General features: G+C 68.9%; 13 protein-coding genes. 9 read left to right on the top strand and 4 right to left on the bottom strand.

Features of this window, described 5'->3' with window-relative positions; translation table 11 throughout:
* The first annotated feature begins 1 nt into the window (after window position 1).
* From eccE to WU80_RS04700, 5 genes are all read left to right on the top strand, one after another.
* Window positions 2-1,405 (top strand): type VII secretion protein EccE, encoded by a 1,404-nt coding sequence (gene eccE, locus WU80_RS04720; RefSeq protein ID WP_055405265.1) that lies wholly within the window; start codon window positions 2-4, stop codon window positions 1,403-1,405.
* 123 nt (window positions 1,406-1,528) lie between these two features.
* Entirely contained in the window at window positions 1,529-1,891 is a 363-nt protein-coding gene (locus WU80_RS04715; RefSeq protein WP_231633744.1) for a YbaB/EbfC family nucleoid-associated protein, read from the top strand.
* Window positions 1,892-1,952: 61 nt separating this feature from the next.
* Window positions 1,953-3,008, top strand: a complete 1,056-nt coding sequence (locus WU80_RS04710) for a glycosyltransferase family 9 protein (protein ID WP_055405259.1) — start codon at window positions 1,953-1,955, stop codon at window positions 3,006-3,008.
* A 75-nt stretch (window positions 3,009-3,083) separates the two neighbouring features.
* Window positions 3,084-4,139 carry a glycosyltransferase family 9 protein gene (locus WU80_RS04705; protein WP_197281325.1) on the top strand — a complete coding sequence of 352 codons (1,056 nt, stop codon included), beginning with the start codon at window positions 3,084-3,086 and terminating at the stop codon, window positions 4,137-4,139.
* Window positions 4,136-5,122 (top strand): DUF4254 domain-containing protein, encoded by a 987-nt coding sequence (locus WU80_RS04700; RefSeq protein WP_055405261.1) that lies wholly within the window; start codon window positions 4,136-4,138, stop codon window positions 5,120-5,122. Before WU80_RS04705 ends, WU80_RS04700 begins: the two co-directional genes overlap by 4 nt.
* A 10-nt stretch (window positions 5,123-5,132) precedes the next feature.
* On the opposite strand, the gene WU80_RS04695 is transcribed toward WU80_RS04700, so the two are convergent.
* The gene (locus WU80_RS04695) at window positions 5,133-5,909 is read right to left on the bottom strand and encodes a hypothetical protein (RefSeq protein ID WP_055405262.1); all 777 of its coding nucleotides are present in this window, start codon (window positions 5,907-5,909) and stop codon (window positions 5,133-5,135) included.
* 441 nt (window positions 5,910-6,350) lie between these two features.
* On the opposite strand from WU80_RS04695, the gene WU80_RS04690 reads away from it, so the two are divergent.
* The 4 genes from WU80_RS04690 (at window position 6,351) to WU80_RS04675 (ending at window position 11,261) form a co-directional block, all read left to right on the top strand.
* Entirely contained in the window at window positions 6,351-7,835 is a 1,485-nt protein-coding gene (locus tag WU80_RS04690; protein ID WP_231633745.1) for a hypothetical protein, read from the top strand.
* A gap of 8 nt (window positions 7,836-7,843) precedes the next feature.
* Window positions 7,844-8,191 carry a YbaB/EbfC family nucleoid-associated protein gene (locus WU80_RS04685; protein ID WP_055405264.1) on the top strand — a complete coding sequence of 116 codons (348 nt, stop codon included), beginning with the start codon at window positions 7,844-7,846 and terminating at the stop codon, window positions 8,189-8,191.
* Window positions 8,192-8,357: 166 nt separating this feature from the next.
* Window positions 8,358-10,415, top strand: a complete 2,058-nt coding sequence (locus tag WU80_RS04680) for a hypothetical protein (protein ID WP_055405733.1) — start codon at window positions 8,358-8,360, stop codon at window positions 10,413-10,415.
* Window positions 10,416-10,688: 273 nt separating this feature from the next.
* The gene (locus WU80_RS04675; RefSeq protein WP_055405555.1) at window positions 10,689-11,261 is read left to right on the top strand and encodes a TetR/AcrR family transcriptional regulator; all 573 of its coding nucleotides are present in this window, start codon (window positions 10,689-10,691) and stop codon (window positions 11,259-11,261) included.
* Window positions 11,262-11,274: 13 nt separating this feature from the next.
* Here WU80_RS04675 and WU80_RS04670 read toward each other — a convergent pair whose 3' ends face one another.
* The 3 genes from WU80_RS04670 to WU80_RS26045 form a co-directional block, all read right to left on the bottom strand.
* Window positions 11,275-11,961, bottom strand: coding sequence for a hypothetical protein (locus WU80_RS04670; protein WP_055405554.1), 687 nt, complete (start codon window positions 11,959-11,961; stop codon window positions 11,275-11,277).
* Window positions 11,962-12,053: 92 nt separating this feature from the next.
* Complete coding sequence (gene eccD / locus WU80_RS04665) at window positions 12,054-13,604, bottom strand: type VII secretion integral membrane protein EccD (protein ID WP_055405553.1); 1,551 nt, start codon at window positions 13,602-13,604, stop codon at window positions 12,054-12,056.
* Window positions 13,601-14,407, bottom strand: coding sequence for a MinD/ParA family protein (locus WU80_RS26045; RefSeq protein WP_197281347.1), 807 nt, complete (start codon window positions 14,405-14,407; stop codon window positions 13,601-13,603). The genes eccD and WU80_RS26045 overlap by 4 nt, the downstream gene beginning before the upstream one ends.
* Between the last annotated feature and the right edge of the window lie 647 nt (window positions 14,408-15,054).

Below are 15,054 nucleotides of genomic sequence, written 5' to 3'. Positions count from 1 at the left end.
GATGCGATCACTGGGGCTCCGGTTCAGCACCGTGTACGCGCTGTTCTTGGGGGTGCTGGCCCCGCCGTGCATCCTGCTGTTCCTGAAGACGCGCTACCCGTGGGCGGGCCCCACCATCGTGGGCGTCGCGGTGCTGCTGGCGCTGGTCACCTTCCGTGGTCGACGGTTACTCGGCTGGGTGGCCGCGTTCTTCGCCTGGCTGGTGCGCCGCCGGCGGCCGCTGGATACGCCGTCGGAGCCCGTCGTGGGAGCCACCGTGCAGCCGGGTGACCACGTCGCCGTGCGGTGGAAGGGCAAGGTCCTGGTCGCCGTCATCGAGCTCGTCCCGCGTCCGTTCACCCCAACCGTCATCGTCGACGGGAAGGCGAACACCGACGATGTGGTGGACACCCGGTTGCTCGAGCAGTTGCTGTGCGTGCACTGTCCCGACCTGGAGGCCGACGTCGTCTCGGCGGGCTATCGCGTCGCCAAGACGGCCGCGGCGGACGTGGTGGGCATGTACGAGCAGCTGGTCGGCTCGGACCCGGCGCCGGCGCATCGCCGGACGTGGATCATCATCCGCGCCGATCCGCGGCGCGCCCGCAAGTCGGCCGGGCGGCGCGACGCCGGGGTGGCGGGCCTGGTCCGTTACCTGGTGGCGTCGACGACCAGGATCGCCGACGAACTGGCCAGGCACGGGGTCGACGCGGTGTGCGGGCGCAGCTTCGACGACTACGACCGCGCCACGGACATCGGATTCGAACGGGAGAGATGGTCGACGATCAAGGGGCGCAGCAGCTTCACCACCGCATACACCGCGCCCGGCGGTCCGGACGTGTGGTGGGCGGCGCCGGCCGATCACACCATCGTCAGGGTCCGCGTCGGGGCGGGGACGACGCCCCAATCCACCGTTTTGCTCACCACAAAAGACAAGCCGGGAAAGCGCCGCGGGTTCCAGCGGGTGTCCGGTGGCCAGCGGGCCGCGTTGCAGGGTCAAACCCTGGTCTCCGATCGGCACTGTCAGCTGCCCATCGGGTCGGCGGGCGTGCTGGTCGGTGAGACGGCGAGCCACTACCCGGTCTATCTACCGTTCGACGACGTCGACACGAGCGTCAACCTGGGCGACGCCCGGGTGTTCACCCAGTTCGTCCTGCGGGCCGTGGCCGCCGGTGGCACCGTCACCTTGGGCCCGCACTTCCGGGAATTCGCCGAGCTGGTCGGAGCGCAGCTCGGGCCGGAGGCCAAGGTGGCGTGGCCGCACGCGACGAGCTACCTCGGCCGGCACGCCGGGGTCGAGCGGGTGACGTTGCGGCACAACGTCCTCAGCACCCCCAGACACCGGCAACTGCCGATCCGGCCCGTCAGCGCGCCGGAGGAAAGCCGCTACGAACAGACCCTGCCCGGAGCCGGCAGAACGGCGTCCTGAGCCCCGCCGGGGCGACTCCGCTCGACGCGCGCGATCGGCCTGGGCGCCTTAGACTCGAGCCGGTCGTGGACCAAGCGCGGTCGGCCCACGCGCAAGACTCAGCCGAGGTTAAGGACCTTCCTCATGAGCACTCTTCGCATGAGCCCCGACGCGCACCCGCAGGTGGCGCAGGCGCTCGAGCAGTTGCACCAATTCAGTTCGGCCCTCGAGTCCCAGATGCGCCGGACGCACACCGAATCCTTCACGGCCACAGACGAAACCGAGACGGTCGAGGTAACCATCAACGGGCAGCGGTGCATCGTCGGCTTGGATATCGAGGACGGCCTGCTGCGCCTCGGCTCCCACACCGTGCAGCAACGCATCAACGAGGCGCTGCACAACGCGCAGGCCGGCGCCTCGGCGGCGTTGCGGGCGCAGCAGGCGCAGCTCTTCGCCACCCTCACCGAGCTCGCCGGTTCGCTGCAGAACACGGTCGGCTTGATCTGAGCCGCAGCCTACTCGGATTGGGGGACAACGCCCCTCCCGGCGTCTAGACTCTGCCGGGAGCATGGGCGATTTCGAGCGAGATGTCGGTTCTCCCGGACGCGATTCGGTGCGCGCAGAGCCGGAGCCGCTGACGGATCTGTTGCACGCGGCAAGGCCCGCGCTGTGTTTCGTCTCGAACATCGGGGACTCGGTGCTGACGTTGCCGGCGGTGCGCGCGCTGGCCGGTATGTTCACCGCCCCCCTCACGATGATCTGTCCCAAGGTCGCCTTCGACTTGTGCTTTCGGGAGGTCAGCTCCCGGCACGTCGACACCGCGGGACTGCCGTTCACGGCATCCGCCGGCCCGCCTTCGCCGTCGCGGCGTCCGTTCGATTTCGACGCCCTGGCCGGACAGATCGGTGACGTCGACGTATTCATCGACACGCTGACGTGGAGTGCGCTGTCGAACACCATCATTGGTCCGCTGGTGCAGCGGATAACGCCCAAGAAGAGCATCGGCTTCGTCGCCGACTACGGCTACGACGTCGTGATCGGCAAAGAGGAATGCCACGCGGCCGACCTGATGTTCAAGTTGGCCCGGCTGTTCGATCCCTCGCTGCGCATCGAGTCCTACGCCCAGCCGGTGCCCATACCACCGCCCGTCCAGGAGGAGGCGCGGTCGATGCGCGCCGCCCTGCCCCCGGGCGCCAAGGTGCTGGTCGTGCACGCCGACACCAACTGGCCGGACAAGCGCTGGCCCGCCACCAGATTCATCGACCTGTTGGATCGGTTCCTGTCGCGCCATCACGACTTCGTGGCGTGGATCGTCGGCATGGGGCACGAGGAGCTCAACGTCGGGCGCGAGCGCGACCGGATCTTCGCCCACCTCGGCCTGCCGCTCGACCTGGCCATGGGCATGGTCGCCGCGGCGGACCTCTTCGTCGGGATCGATTCCTGCATGCTGCATGCCGCCGATCTGGCGCGCGTTCCGGGAGTGGGCCTCTTCGGCCCGACGCGGGCCGACACGTGGGGGTTCCGGTTCGGGCCCCACCGGCACGTCGATAAGACCACGATGGCCGACATCACCGTCGACGAGGTGCTGGCGGCGATGGACGAGCTCGCCGAACGCGGGCAGTAGGGACGCGGCTTTCTTCACGAATTCGTGCACTCACCATGCCCGACGCGGGTTTAAGCTCGGCAAAGGATGGTCGGGTTGAGCGAACTCACGGTGCTGCAGGGCGGTCACTCGGTAACGGTTGAGCGTGGCCTGCTAACGCATCTGCTGCAGGCGCGTAGGCCCACGGTCTATTTCTCCACCCTTATCGGGGACTCCGTCCTGGTTTTGCCGACGCTGCGGGCGCTGGCCGAATTGTTCAGTGCGCCAATGACACTGGTCTGCCCCGAGGTGAGCTACGACCTGTGTTTCCGGGAGCTGGGTGCGCGGCTCGTCGACATCACCGGGTCGCCTCCCTTCGGGCCGCCGCTGGGACCGCCGTCGAACCGGGTCCTGGATTACGACGCCCTCGTCACGGAGATCGGCGACGTCGACCTGTTCATCGACGCCGTGCCGTGGGACGTGCCGTCGAACGTTTTCGTCCGTCCGCTTCGGCAGCGACTGGCGCCCACGACCAGCATCGGCTTTCCGACGAGCGACGCCTACGACATCGTGGTGCCCAGGGACCTGCCGCACGCGGCCGATGTGACGTTCAAGTTGGCGCGGCTGTTCAATCCCGACGCGCGGATCGAAAGCTATGCCGGGCCGGTGCCCATCCCCGCGTCCGTGCAAACGGAGATCCGGGCGCTTCGCGCCGCGCTGCCCGCCGGAACCAAGGTCCTGGCCGTGCACGCCGACACCAAGTCGCTCAACAAGCGGTGGCCGGTCACCCGTTTCATCGATCTGTTGGACCGGTTCCTGGTGCGTCACCGTGAGTTTGTGGTGTGGGTCGTCGGGATGGGACCCGAAGAGCTCAACGTCGGCCGCGAACGCGACCGGGTCATCCCGCACCTCGGCTTGCCGCTGGACCTCGCGATGGGCATGGTCGCCGAAGCCGACCTGTTCCTGGGAATCGACTCGTGCATGCTGCATGCCGCCGACCTGGCACGCGTTCCGGGCGTGGGCCTCTACGGTCCCACCCACCCAGACAGATGGGGCTTCCGGTTCGCGCCACACCGGCACGTTCACATGGCGGCCATGACGGACATCACCGTCGACACGGCCCTCAGCGCTCTGGAAGATGTTGCCGTCCGCGAGATGGCGAGCCGCTCATGACGGCGAGCATGCAGGGCCTGCGCTGTCACGCCCAGCTCGAGCCGGGTATTCGGCTGCTCCAGCAGCGCGTTGGCGCGCTCGGCGGCCGTACCCTTCGCGGTTGCGAGGGGCATCCCCCCGCCGGCGACTCCGGCCTGCAGCCGCGGTATGTCCGCGTCGCGGCGGCCGGCGACCGCGGCCACGGCGAGGTCTTGGCCAAGTTGAGACAGCTTGCGGTGCGGGCGAATTCGACCGCAGGGCCCATCCCTCGGGTATCGGTGGAGGTCAACGAGTGCGAGCTGCCAACCGATTCCGGGCAACCAAACAGGGCAGTCGACATCGTCTTCGCCCCGCGGCCGGGCCTCGACCCCCGCGACTACTTCGAGCACCTGGCCACCAGCTACTCCGAATTCTGCGGTGGGCTGCGCGGGAGCATCGGCGGTGACCCGACCGCTTCGGGGCTGCTTTCGACCGCGCGTCAATTCTATGACAGGGCGCTGGCGTGGCACTGCGCCGAGCCGGCGATTTCCGTTGAGGGGCAAGGAATCTCGGCGAAGACACTACACGTGCACGCGCTGAACTTCGCCCTGTGGCATTACGAAGACGCCGTTCGCCGGGCCGGTGTCAGTGACCGCGAGATAGCCCGCAGGAAACGTTGCATCGACGACCTCAACGCCCGGCGCAACGCGGCGGTCGAGCACATCGACGTGAGCCTGCTCGAGCGCCTCGATGCCGGCGACACCGCACCGCTGCACACCGAAACGCCCGGCACGATCGTCGACCGGCTTTCCGTTTTGGCGCTGCGCATCATGCACACCAACCGGGCGGAAGGTCCCAGCTCGCGCCTTGCGGTGCTCGAAGAGCAGTACGACGACCTCTTCGACGGCCTCGAGCAGTTTTTGACGCGGCTGGCCGACGGCGAGATCAGGTTCAAGCTCTACCGACAGTTCAAGGCGGCCGGACAGCGAAGTTACTGCGCGCTGTTCGAGGACCGAGAGCCCTGACCCGGCGCGTTCAGTACGCCGCCGCCTCCCACCACCGTTGCCAGTCCAGGAAGGGGTCCTTCTGCGCCGCGTATTGAAGGTGCAGGGCCAGCGACGGTAGCGGGGTGAACAGCGAAACCTGCTCGCGCCAGATCTTGTTGATGGTGGATTCCTCGAAGATGTGATGTTCGAGGCCGTAGGGCGTGCTCGAATAGCGCGCGAGCCGGTCGAAAAGCTCCCAGTTCCGCCTCAATGTGGCGGTTTCCACCCAGCAGGTATTCGTCGTGTGCGTGTTCGTTCGCCAATGCCGGCGGGGGCCGTACAGGATTCGGCAATCATGCCGGCTGTATATCGGGCTGAGGTAATTATCGGGATCATCGAATGGGTGAAGGGCCACTTCGGCGCCGCCGCGTTTGTCTTTGAAGAACGCATGGGCCTCCAGCATCTCCGGTATGGCCGACGGCGCGTGCAGGTAGTCGTCCTCGACGAAGTAAACGAGGTCGCGGGCGTCGTCACGGGCCCTGGAGAACGATGCCACGCAGGACGCGTTGTAGCCGCGATCCGTCAGCGCGACGAATTCGACCGGATGCCGGCAGCCGTCGAGGATTCGGTGCAGCGGCGCGATGGCGGCGGGCGACGAGTGATCGTCGAAAACGCGCAGCAGGATGTCGCCCGACGCTTCGTTGATCGAGGTGACCAACGATTGTGTGCACCTGAGCATGATCTCGCTTTTCGGAGCGCCGACGTACCGGTGCCCGCCGTGCACGCTCGTCTCCGAATGGGTTTGCAGGTGGATGTCCAGTCTCATGGCTGCGGTGAGCGTAACGCAGAACGACCGCCTTTCCGGGCGGCCGGGAGTGCGCCCCAAGCCGCCGAAACGCGGTCGGCAACCCACGTCGTCCCGGGACACCGAGGCGGCCGGATCTCGCCGGGCCACCCCCTGCGGACCGGCCGAATTCGGCCCGAAAAGAGCCGAAAGCCAGGGCGCAAATTGCTGCGCGTGGGCACTGTTTGGTGACTTAGGATTAACCATCGTGAGCGGTATGTGCACCCTGCACCGCCCGCGGGATCCGGCACTACGAAAGGGGTGATGGTGGTCGCACCGCATCCTGTCTTCGGTGGTGCCGCGTCTGTGTCACGCGCCGGTGGTGCGGTCAGCATCGGCCACCGCCGCGCGACCGGGCCGGGCTGCGGTCATCGGGAATCACCGACGGCTTGCGCAAAAGGAGAATGACCCGACGTGACCCAGATGCTGAAGGTCGAGTACGAGGAGCTCTTGCAGCGGGCGGACGAAATCGAGGCCCCGCTGCCGCCCGTCCCCGCCACCAATCCGCCGCCGCCGTGCGCCCTTTCGTTCGTCAACGACGCCGCCACCCAACTCGCGCTGTCGGCCGATGCGATGCGGCTCTACCTGAAAACCTGTGAGCGCGAATGGAAAGCGTTGGCCAAGTCGCTACGGAACGCGGCCAAGGCCTACGAAGAGGTCGACGAGGGGGCGGCGGCGTCGATCGATGCCATCGGCACAAATGGGTCTTCGTCGGCTTCGGGGGCGGCCGCGGGAGCAAATGGTGAACTGTCGGCACTGCAAGACGAGAGCTGGGCCCACGATCCACTGCCGCCGCTGAAACCGCCGCCGACGTTCGAATACCCGTACTACGAGGTCAGGCAGGCGGCCAAGGACATCGAGGCCGGCGATCAGGGCGCGGGCTTCCGGGCGTTCGCGAAGGAATGGGACGCGTTTCAACGCGAATTCCAGAAGACGGCCTATCGGTTCCGGCCCTTCGTTTCCTGGGAGGGTGAGGCGCGCAGTCTCGTCGAAGACAACTTCGACACCCAACGCGAGTGGATCCTCTCGATTGCACAGATGTGCGTGACGCTCGGCAGCCAGGCCAACAGGGTCGTCGACGCGCACAAGAAAGCGCGAGTGGCCTACGGGGATTCCGCCTCGCGCAATCCGGACGGGACGTGGGCGGTCGAGGCCGAGCACCCCACGAATTACGAGGTCGAGCTGAACGACTGGTGGTACCGGAGATACACCGAAGACGGCGGCCACTACTTGTACATGGCGATCAGCTGGTACGAAAGCCTGCAGGCGAAATCCGAGCGGTCACTCGCGCTCTACGTTTCGAACGCGGGCTTGCCGATGGCGCCGGTGAGCCCGAAAACGCCGCCGAGGGCCCAGTACATCCCCCCGCCGCCCGACCCCAACGCTCCCGGGGACGACACCATCGTCGACCCCATCCTCGACGGTGGGGGAACCGGCATTCCCCCGACGCCGACGCCCATGACGCCGATGATGCCGCCGGGGATGGGTGGGGCTGGAGCCCCGCCGGATCCGGCGGCCATGGACGCCGCGATGCAGGACGCGCTGAAGGGCAAGGGGGCCGGCGCGCCCGGTGGGGCGGGACTCAAGCCCGCGTCGTTGGGTGGTGGCGCCGGGGCCGGCGTGCCATCGATGCCCTTGCAGCCCGCGGTGGATGCCGAAGCGGCGTCGCGGCCGGCCGGCGCGGGACCCGGGGGCGGGGGACCGGGTCGCGCGATGCCCGCCGCGGCGGGCGCGGCAGGCGGCGGCATGGGTGGCGGTATGGCGCCGATGGGCGGCCCCGGCCAGAACCAAAATCAGGGCAAAGGCAAACGCGTGCAATCGGAAGACGAGTCGCTCTATACCGAGGAGCGCGCATGGACTGAGGGCGTCATCGGGAACCGCCCGCGCAAGAGCACACCCGACAAGTGAGGACCCCAATGACCGTCGAGATGCATCCCCAGGTGGCCGAGGCCATGCGGCAGGCGCGGCTGTTCCAGTCCGCGCTGGAAGATCAGCAGCATCGCAGGGACACCGAAACATTCAGCGCCACCGACGAATCCGAGACCGTCGAGGTGACACTCAATGCGCGGCTGTGCCTGACCGGTCTGCATATCGAGGACGGCCTGTTGCGGCTGGGCGCGGAGACGGTCATGGAGCGCATCAACGAGGCGATCGGCCACGCGCAAGCCGCCGCGACCGAAGAGATCGACGCCGAGCACGAGCGGCTCATCGAGTTGGTCGCCGGAATCGCCGGTTCACTCAAAGAGACCCTGGGCTTGACCTGAGCGAAACCCGGTGCGGCCCGCGGATTTGCGCCCTCCGCCGGCGCCGGCGGCCGCGCAATTTGCCGCAGTTGGCTTGGCCGAACCTCGATTACGCTTACTAACCATGATGTCCGGTACCCCCCAGCGGCCGCGGTGTTGGTTTGCGCCGCCGGGAGAGGAGTAGGCGATGGGCGTCGCGAAGCCGGCGAGCGAATACGCCGGGCAGATGCTTGCCCCGGACGCGTGGCCCGAGCTGGACGAGGACAACTACTACGACCGCGCGCAGCAGTACACCGATGTGCTGCGGCGGGTCACCGAGGTGTTGGAGACCTGCCAGCACGAACAAAGCGACCTCTTCGACGGGGGGTTCTGGTCGGGGGGCGCCGCCGCCGCCGCCAATACCGAACTCGGCACCAACATCGATGAGCTGACGAAGTTGCAGAACGGCCTGGCGACGGTCATCACCTGGCATAGGTATGTCGCCGATTCGATCACCCAGGCCAAGTGGGATGTGAGCGACATCGTCGAGGCCGCGCAGGCGGAAATCGATGCGCTCGAAAACGATTCGGCTCTGGAGGCCGCCGAGCGGACCGCCGCGATCAATGCGGTGGTGGGCACCGCGTACGGGGCGAATCTCGGAGTGGTCACCGGCACCGCCGAGCGCATCTTGGCGAGTAAGGCCTGGAAGCCGCCGCACAACGCCCTGCAGGATCTCCTCGACCAGAAACAACCTCCCCCGGTCGCACTCCCGGACAAGCCCGCACCGCCCGAGGAAGAGGAACGCCCGCAGCCCGATCCCGCGCAACCCGCGCCGGTCGCACCGCCCCCGAGCGCTCCCCCGCTTTCGCCACCCGGATCACCCGGTGGCGGCGCGCCACCGCCGACCGGAATGCCTCCCCTTACCGGCCAACCGCCCACGCCGCCCACCGGTGCTCCCCGCCCGCCCGCCCCCGTCACCCCGGGCGGGCCAGGCGGCATCCCGGGCGGCGGCCCGGGCGCCCCCTCGGGTCCCGCCGCGCCGCTCAGCCCGGCGGCGTCGGCCGAGCCGCTCGGCGCGGCGGGTGGACGCGGCAAGGGCATGACACCGGCGTCGCTGACGTCGCCGTCGGCGGCGCCCCGCACCGAAGAGTCCACCGCCGCCGCGCCCGCCGGCGCGACGGGCATGCCGGCCGGACCCATGGGCGCATCGGGCGGCGGATCGCGCGGCGGCCGGGCCGGGGCTTACAGCGCTGCCGCCGGCCCGAAGTCGACGGGCGGTACGGCCCCGACCAAACCGGCCGCGGCCGGCGGCCGGGCGGGAGCGCGGCCGTCCGCACACGCCGGAGACCCGACGTCCTCGATCGACCATGCCGACGCCGCGGACGCGGTTGTGGTGACACCGATCATCCCGGTTTCCAAAGCACGCGCCGAACGCGACGCCATCGCCGACGCCGCCGACGCCGCCCGCCGGGACGGCGGCTCCGATCCCCTGCGGCTCGCGCGGCGCATCGCGGCAGCGTTGAACGCACCGGGCACGCGCGGCGGGAGCGACCTCGGATTTTTCTGGGTGACCGCGGTGACCACCGACGGCTCGATCGTGGTGGCGAACAGCTACGGGATCGCCTACATCCCCGACGGGATCCAATTACCCGAGCCCGTGCAGCTGGCCAGCGCCGACGACGCGATTCCCGCTGCCGACCGGGCGCGCTGGGTGACGTACCCGGTGCTGGCCGTGCAGGGCTGGGCCGACCATCACGACAAGAAGCTGCGGGCGGTCATCGCAACCGAGCAGCAGCTGGCCAACTCCGATCCCGGCGCGGCCAAGGTCGTGCTGAAGCCCGATGACATTCCGGACAGCGGCGACATGGTCGGCCGATCCCGCCTGGAGGTGGTCGATCCCGAGGCGGCGGACCGGCTCGCCGCCACCACCGACGTCCGGCTGGTCGGCATGTTGCCGCCGGCGCCGGCGGCCGGCCAGCAGGCCCCGCCCGACGAGCAGGCAGCACCCGAGGGAGCCGCTCCCCCGGCCGATCAACGGCCCATGCTGTGGTTTGACGTGATGAAGCCGCTGGCCAGCAGTTCGCCCGGCCGCCAAGCCGCGCACCTGCGGGCGTTCCAACGCTACGTCGAGCACACCCAAGACGTCGTTCTCAACGAGGCGCACACCGCGGTCGATCCCGCCGCCCAGCGCTCGGCCGTCGCCGATTGGCTGTACTGGAAGCACCTCTCCGGGTTGCTGACCGCAGCCCTGTCCGACGCGCGGTGAATCGGGCGACCGAACCCTCGCGCACCGAAAAACGGGCTCTTACAACCCTTCCCGGCACCCCTCGGCCGGGATCGGAGAAGGCCCCGCCGAGTTGCGTCCCGGCTTAGGCGACAGGGCGGGCGCCCCCTCAATGCGCCCGCCCCCGTCGAGTCAATGGGCATTGCCGTGATGGCCGGGCCTCTCGGCACGCCAGTCGGGGTGTCCAGCCCAGGCCCTCCTCCCTCTTTGGCTGTAGTCAACCGACTACAGTGCGTTATGAGGTAGTGTAGACAGATGACTACAGACGGTGCAAGCCCCCCGGAGCAGGAAATTTCTCCGACGGGCCGCGACGAGGTGGTCGCCGCGATCCTCGAGAGCGCGAGCGAGTTATTCGCCGAGCGGGGACCGGCTGCCGCCTCCATCCGCGATATCGCCGCCCGCGCGCGGGTCAACCACGGTCTGGTCTTCCGGCATTTCGGTACCAAAGAGAAGTTGGTCGCCTCGGTACTCGACCATCTGGCGGGCCAGCTCTCCGCGGTGATGGACCGTGGCGGGACCCCGGACGAGATCCAGGCGGCCGGCGGCCGCCAGTTGCGGGTGATCGCGCGGGCGCTTTTGGACGGGTATCCGGCGGGTCAGCTGCAGTCCAGCTTCCCCGCCGCCGCCAGGCTGCTCGACGAGATCCGGCCCCAGCACCCCAGCGAGGAAGCGGCGCGGCTGGCAGCGGCGAACGCCAGCGCATTGTTGCTCGGCTGGCAGATGTTCGAACCGTTCCTGCGCTCCGCCACGGGACTGCACGACCTTCCGCCCGACGAGCTTCGCCGATCCATAGTCGCCGAAATGGGACGGCTAGCTCAGCCGCATTGAGGCGCGACTCGCCCTAGAGGTTGATCTCCGCCGGGGCCGCTTCCGATCGCGCCGCGGCCGGCGGCCGGGTGGGGATGCCCTCCGACGTCTCGCTGCCCGGCGCCGCACCTTCGGCGGACGCTTCGGATTCCACTTCTTCGTCGGACTTCTTGTCGCGCGCCTCGTCGTCGGGCTTGTTGCTGTCCGCGAGCTGCGCCGGTGTGGCGCCGGCACCCTGCATGCCCTGCATGCTTCCCATCGCCCCCTGCATGCCTTGCATGACAGACCCGAGCATCCCACCAGCGCCGGCCATTTGGTCGGGCTGGGGTGTCGGGGGTTTCGGAGTCGGTTTCGGCGCGGGTTTCTCGTCATCCACCGGGGCGCCGTCGGGTTTGTCGCCCGACGTGCCCGCCGAAGACTCCTTGGTGGCCGCGAGAAACTGGACTTGGGTCAGCCGGTCGCCCAGTCTCTGGTCGGTGTCGGTATACATTCCCGCCGCGGCGGCGATGCTGGATCCGGTTCTGGTGAGCGCGGCTTTGACGGCGGGCAACCCGTCGACCACCGGTGATTCGATGATCGGCAGGGTCGCGTTCACGGCCGCCGACACGGAATCCGCTCCGGGCGCGACAATCGGCGCCGGCGGTGAGGGAAACGGCAGATCCCGCAAGGTGTTTCCGGCCGTCTCCAGGCGGGACGGCTCGACGACCAATGGTTCGATCATCAGCCGGTCTCCTCTGCGCGTTTGCCGTCGGGAATATCCTAACCAGGCCCGCGGCCCCGGGACCGCGGCAATTTTCGCCGCCGTCGTGACAGTCAGAATTGGATGTTGCGAACGATGTCGTAGACCCCGGTGATCCACAACAGCATTGGCAGGATGGCCGCCACCAGGAGGCCGTCGAGCAATTCCAGGACGCGCTTCATGACCGGCGAAACGCGCCGTACTGACAGCGTCGCCCCGACGATCGCCAGCGCCACGAGGCCCATGCTGACCAGGATGGTCAGCAGCAGCCATGCGCTGTGCGGATACCAGATACACAGTCTGGCGGTCACCCCGATCGGGATGGCGACGGCCGCCGCCAGCAGCGCCCACGCGCACCACCGGTCGGCGTAGAGGCGTGACCTGAATCCGCATGTGACGGTGACCAACCCGGCGACGATGAGGCTGTGCACGAAGAAGTGCCCGCGCACCACGATCGCGATGACACCGACCGCGAGCACCAGGGTGCCGGCCGTGACGAACCCGACCAGCAGTCGCTTGGCGAGTTCGCTGCGTTCGGTGAGGCGCGCGGCGGAGTCGGGCACCGACGCGATGATGGCCTGCCAGGTGCGGGCCTCCTTGTCGTCGCCACCCTCTTGGCCCGCAACGGCGTCGAGTAATTCGTCATGGTCGACGGCCTCGCCCGGGGCGGGGATGGGTGGCAGCGCGATCCGGGCCACGGCGACGGTCAGCTTCGCCGCATTGGTGACGGTGAAGAGCCCGAACACGATGGCACCGGCCGGCACCCAATGCTGCCAACCGTATCCGAACGCAAGGGCCGCCGCGGTGACCGCGATCGCGGTGATGACGACGAACGATGCGAGCTCCGAACGCCGCCGGGGGCCGCCCCGGGTCAGCAGCGCCAAGAACAATACGGCCGCGGCCGCGGCGGCGAGCTGCGGCGCCCCCAGCGGAGCGGCTCCGTGCGGGGGCGGAACGGCAAGCGCCGCAGCGACGGTGAGCAACGGCGCCGCCGTCGTCAACAAGCTCTCCGAGAGACTCACGTTCTGGTAGAACCTCTTGGCTGCCCAACTGCCCAGGAGCACCAGCAGCCCGGCGATGCCCAGCGCGAGCGGCCACCACAGGTGCCGCCCGGTGTTCCACCACGCCTGCACCGTTATCGCGGAGACGGCCGTGGCCGCGATCGGAATCGCCACGCCGATAAAGCGATTGAGCGCCGTCCGGTCGAACTCGGGGGATTCGTCGAGCACCGCAATCGCGTCGATGACGTCCTCGACCAGCGGTCGGTACCGCTCGGTGCGACTGACCGACACCAGTGTCAGCAACGAGCCGTCGACCACCACGGCGTCGTCGAGGGACTTGTCCGGCTTCAGCGGCGGGGCCCCGGGCCGCGCGAAAGTCCAAGCGCCCTGGGCAGAGAAGTCAAAGCCGGCGAGCACGTCGGCTGGAGTGTCTTCGAGCAGTTCGGCCAGGACGGCGACGGTGTCGTCGATGTACGTGTCGATCGGGACCGACGACGGCAGCACCACATCGGTCAGTCGCCGGCCGGTCAGGATGGTCACCCGGGTGGTCGCGGGCTTGGCGGGCGTGGTGCCGGCGGTCCCCGCGGTCGCGGCCGCGCCGGCAGTGGCGGTGGGCGCGCTCAACGACGTTCACCCCTGTCGAAATCGTCGGACAGTGCTGCGGCAAGCTCGGTAATCCTACGCTTGTAGACCGGGTCGAGTTGGCCGATTTCGATCTCTTTTCCGGCCCCGACGTGCTTGTCCCAGGGCAGCACCACTATGCGCTCCGGCCGTACATGCTGGCTGAATTGCCGTACCAGGCCGGTGATGGCGACGTTGGGTTCTCCCGGTGCGACATGGTTGATCACCACGCATGCGCGGCTCAGCAATTCCTGTCGCCCGCTGTTGCGCAGCCAGTCGATCGCGACGGCCGCTTGCCGCGCACCGTCGATCGACGGGGTGGTCACGATCACCACCCCGGATGCCGTGGCGAGCACACCGCGCGTCAAGCCGGCCCCGCAGTCGGCCAGCACGACGTTGTAGAACCTGGACACCGCATCGGCCGCGTACTGCCAGTCTGCCGCGCTGAACGGGCGCGGCGCCGAGCTGTACTCCTGCGCGGCGAGCACTTCGAGGTTGACCGCGTTGACCCCGGTGTGTGCGCGCACGTCGTTATAGTGTGAAAGGTCCTTGCGGGCAAGCAGATCCGCGACGGACGAAGCGGGCCGGCGTCCCACTCGATCCGCGAGGTTTCCCGAGTCCGCGTCCGCGTCGAACGCCAGGATCCGGTCGCCGCGCACCTGCGCCAACACCGAGCCGAGCGCGACCGTCACGGCCGTCTTGCCGACTCCGCCCTTGAGGCCGACGATCGCGATCTCGTGCGCGCCGCGCGGAAGGCGGCGAATGCGCCGGTGCAAGTCCAGCTCGTACTTCTCGTCGCGGGACAAGCCGACGTTGATGCGCGTCGAGGCGTATACCCAACGCCGCCAACCGCGTTGCGGTACCGCGTCGGCCTCGGCGGTGTCGGCAGGCTTGGGAGCGGTATGGGTGACGGCGCTGCCGGGTCCGCGGTCACCGTTCGCGGGCGCCGGCGGCGAACCCCGTTGGGCCGGCGACTCGGCGGGTCGCTGCGCCGCGGGACGCGTGGGGGCTACGTCGCGTTCACGTTGCTTCGACGCGGGCGGTACCGGGCCGCCATTCGGTTTCGCCGCCGACGGGCTGACGCGTGGGCTTGGTGCGGCGGATGGAGTGGTCGGTTTCGCGCGGTGGCTGTGTCGGCTGGGGCCGGTGTTGGTGGGGTCCTGCCCATCGGCGTCGCCGCGGTTGGCGCGGCGCGCGTGTCGCGCATGTTGGGCGGGGGCTTGTGTCCGCGGCTCCGGCTCCGGCTGCGGCGCAGGCGGTTTCGGCTCGGCCGGCGGGGGCTGCTGCAGTCGGTCAGACTCCGGTGGGGGCTGCTTGGGCCGCTCGGCCGGCGGAGCTTCTGGTGTCGTGGCGACGGGTTGTCGGGGTGGATCGATGGGCATGGGGGGCCGGGGTGGTGCGCTCGGCTGGGTCCAGTCGACCGGGGGTGGTGGTGATTCGGTTGGGGCCGAGG

Origin of the sequence: Mycobacterium sp. UM_11, from assembly GCF_001414075.1 — a bacterium.
GTDB lineage: Bacteria > Actinomycetota > Actinomycetes > Mycobacteriales > Mycobacteriaceae > Mycobacterium.
Note: the sequence above shows the minus strand (reverse complement) of the source record. Positions and strands in the feature narration are given on the sequence as shown.

Excerpts from the sequence above, each read along its gene's own strand:
- WU80_RS04695 (WP_055405262.1), bottom strand. The coding sequence starts at position 5,909 with ATGAGACTGGACATCCACCTGCAAACCCATTCGGAGACGAGCGTGCAC.
- WU80_RS04675 (WP_055405555.1), top strand. The coding sequence starts at position 10,689 with ATGACTACAGACGGTGCAAGCCCCCCGGAGCAGGAAATTTCTCCGACG.
- WU80_RS04690 (WP_231633745.1), top strand. The coding sequence starts at position 6,351 with ATGCTGAAGGTCGAGTACGAGGAGCTCTTGCAGCGGGCGGACGAAATC.
- WU80_RS04710 (WP_055405259.1), top strand. The coding sequence starts at position 1,953 with ATGGGCGATTTCGAGCGAGATGTCGGTTCTCCCGGACGCGATTCGGTG.
- eccE (WP_055405265.1), top strand. The coding sequence starts at position 2 with ATGCGATCACTGGGGCTCCGGTTCAGCACCGTGTACGCGCTGTTCTTG.
- WU80_RS04700 (WP_055405261.1), top strand. The coding sequence starts at position 4,136 with ATGACGGCGAGCATGCAGGGCCTGCGCTGTCACGCCCAGCTCGAGCCG.
- WU80_RS04670 (WP_055405554.1), bottom strand. The coding sequence starts at position 11,961 with ATGATCGAACCATTGGTCGTCGAGCCGTCCCGCCTGGAGACGGCCGGA.
- WU80_RS04685 (WP_055405264.1), top strand. The coding sequence starts at position 7,844 with ATGACCGTCGAGATGCATCCCCAGGTGGCCGAGGCCATGCGGCAGGCG.
- WU80_RS04715 (WP_231633744.1), top strand. The coding sequence starts at position 1,529 with ATGAGCACTCTTCGCATGAGCCCCGACGCGCACCCGCAGGTGGCGCAG.
- WU80_RS04680 (WP_055405733.1), top strand. The coding sequence starts at position 8,358 with ATGGGCGTCGCGAAGCCGGCGAGCGAATACGCCGGGCAGATGCTTGCC.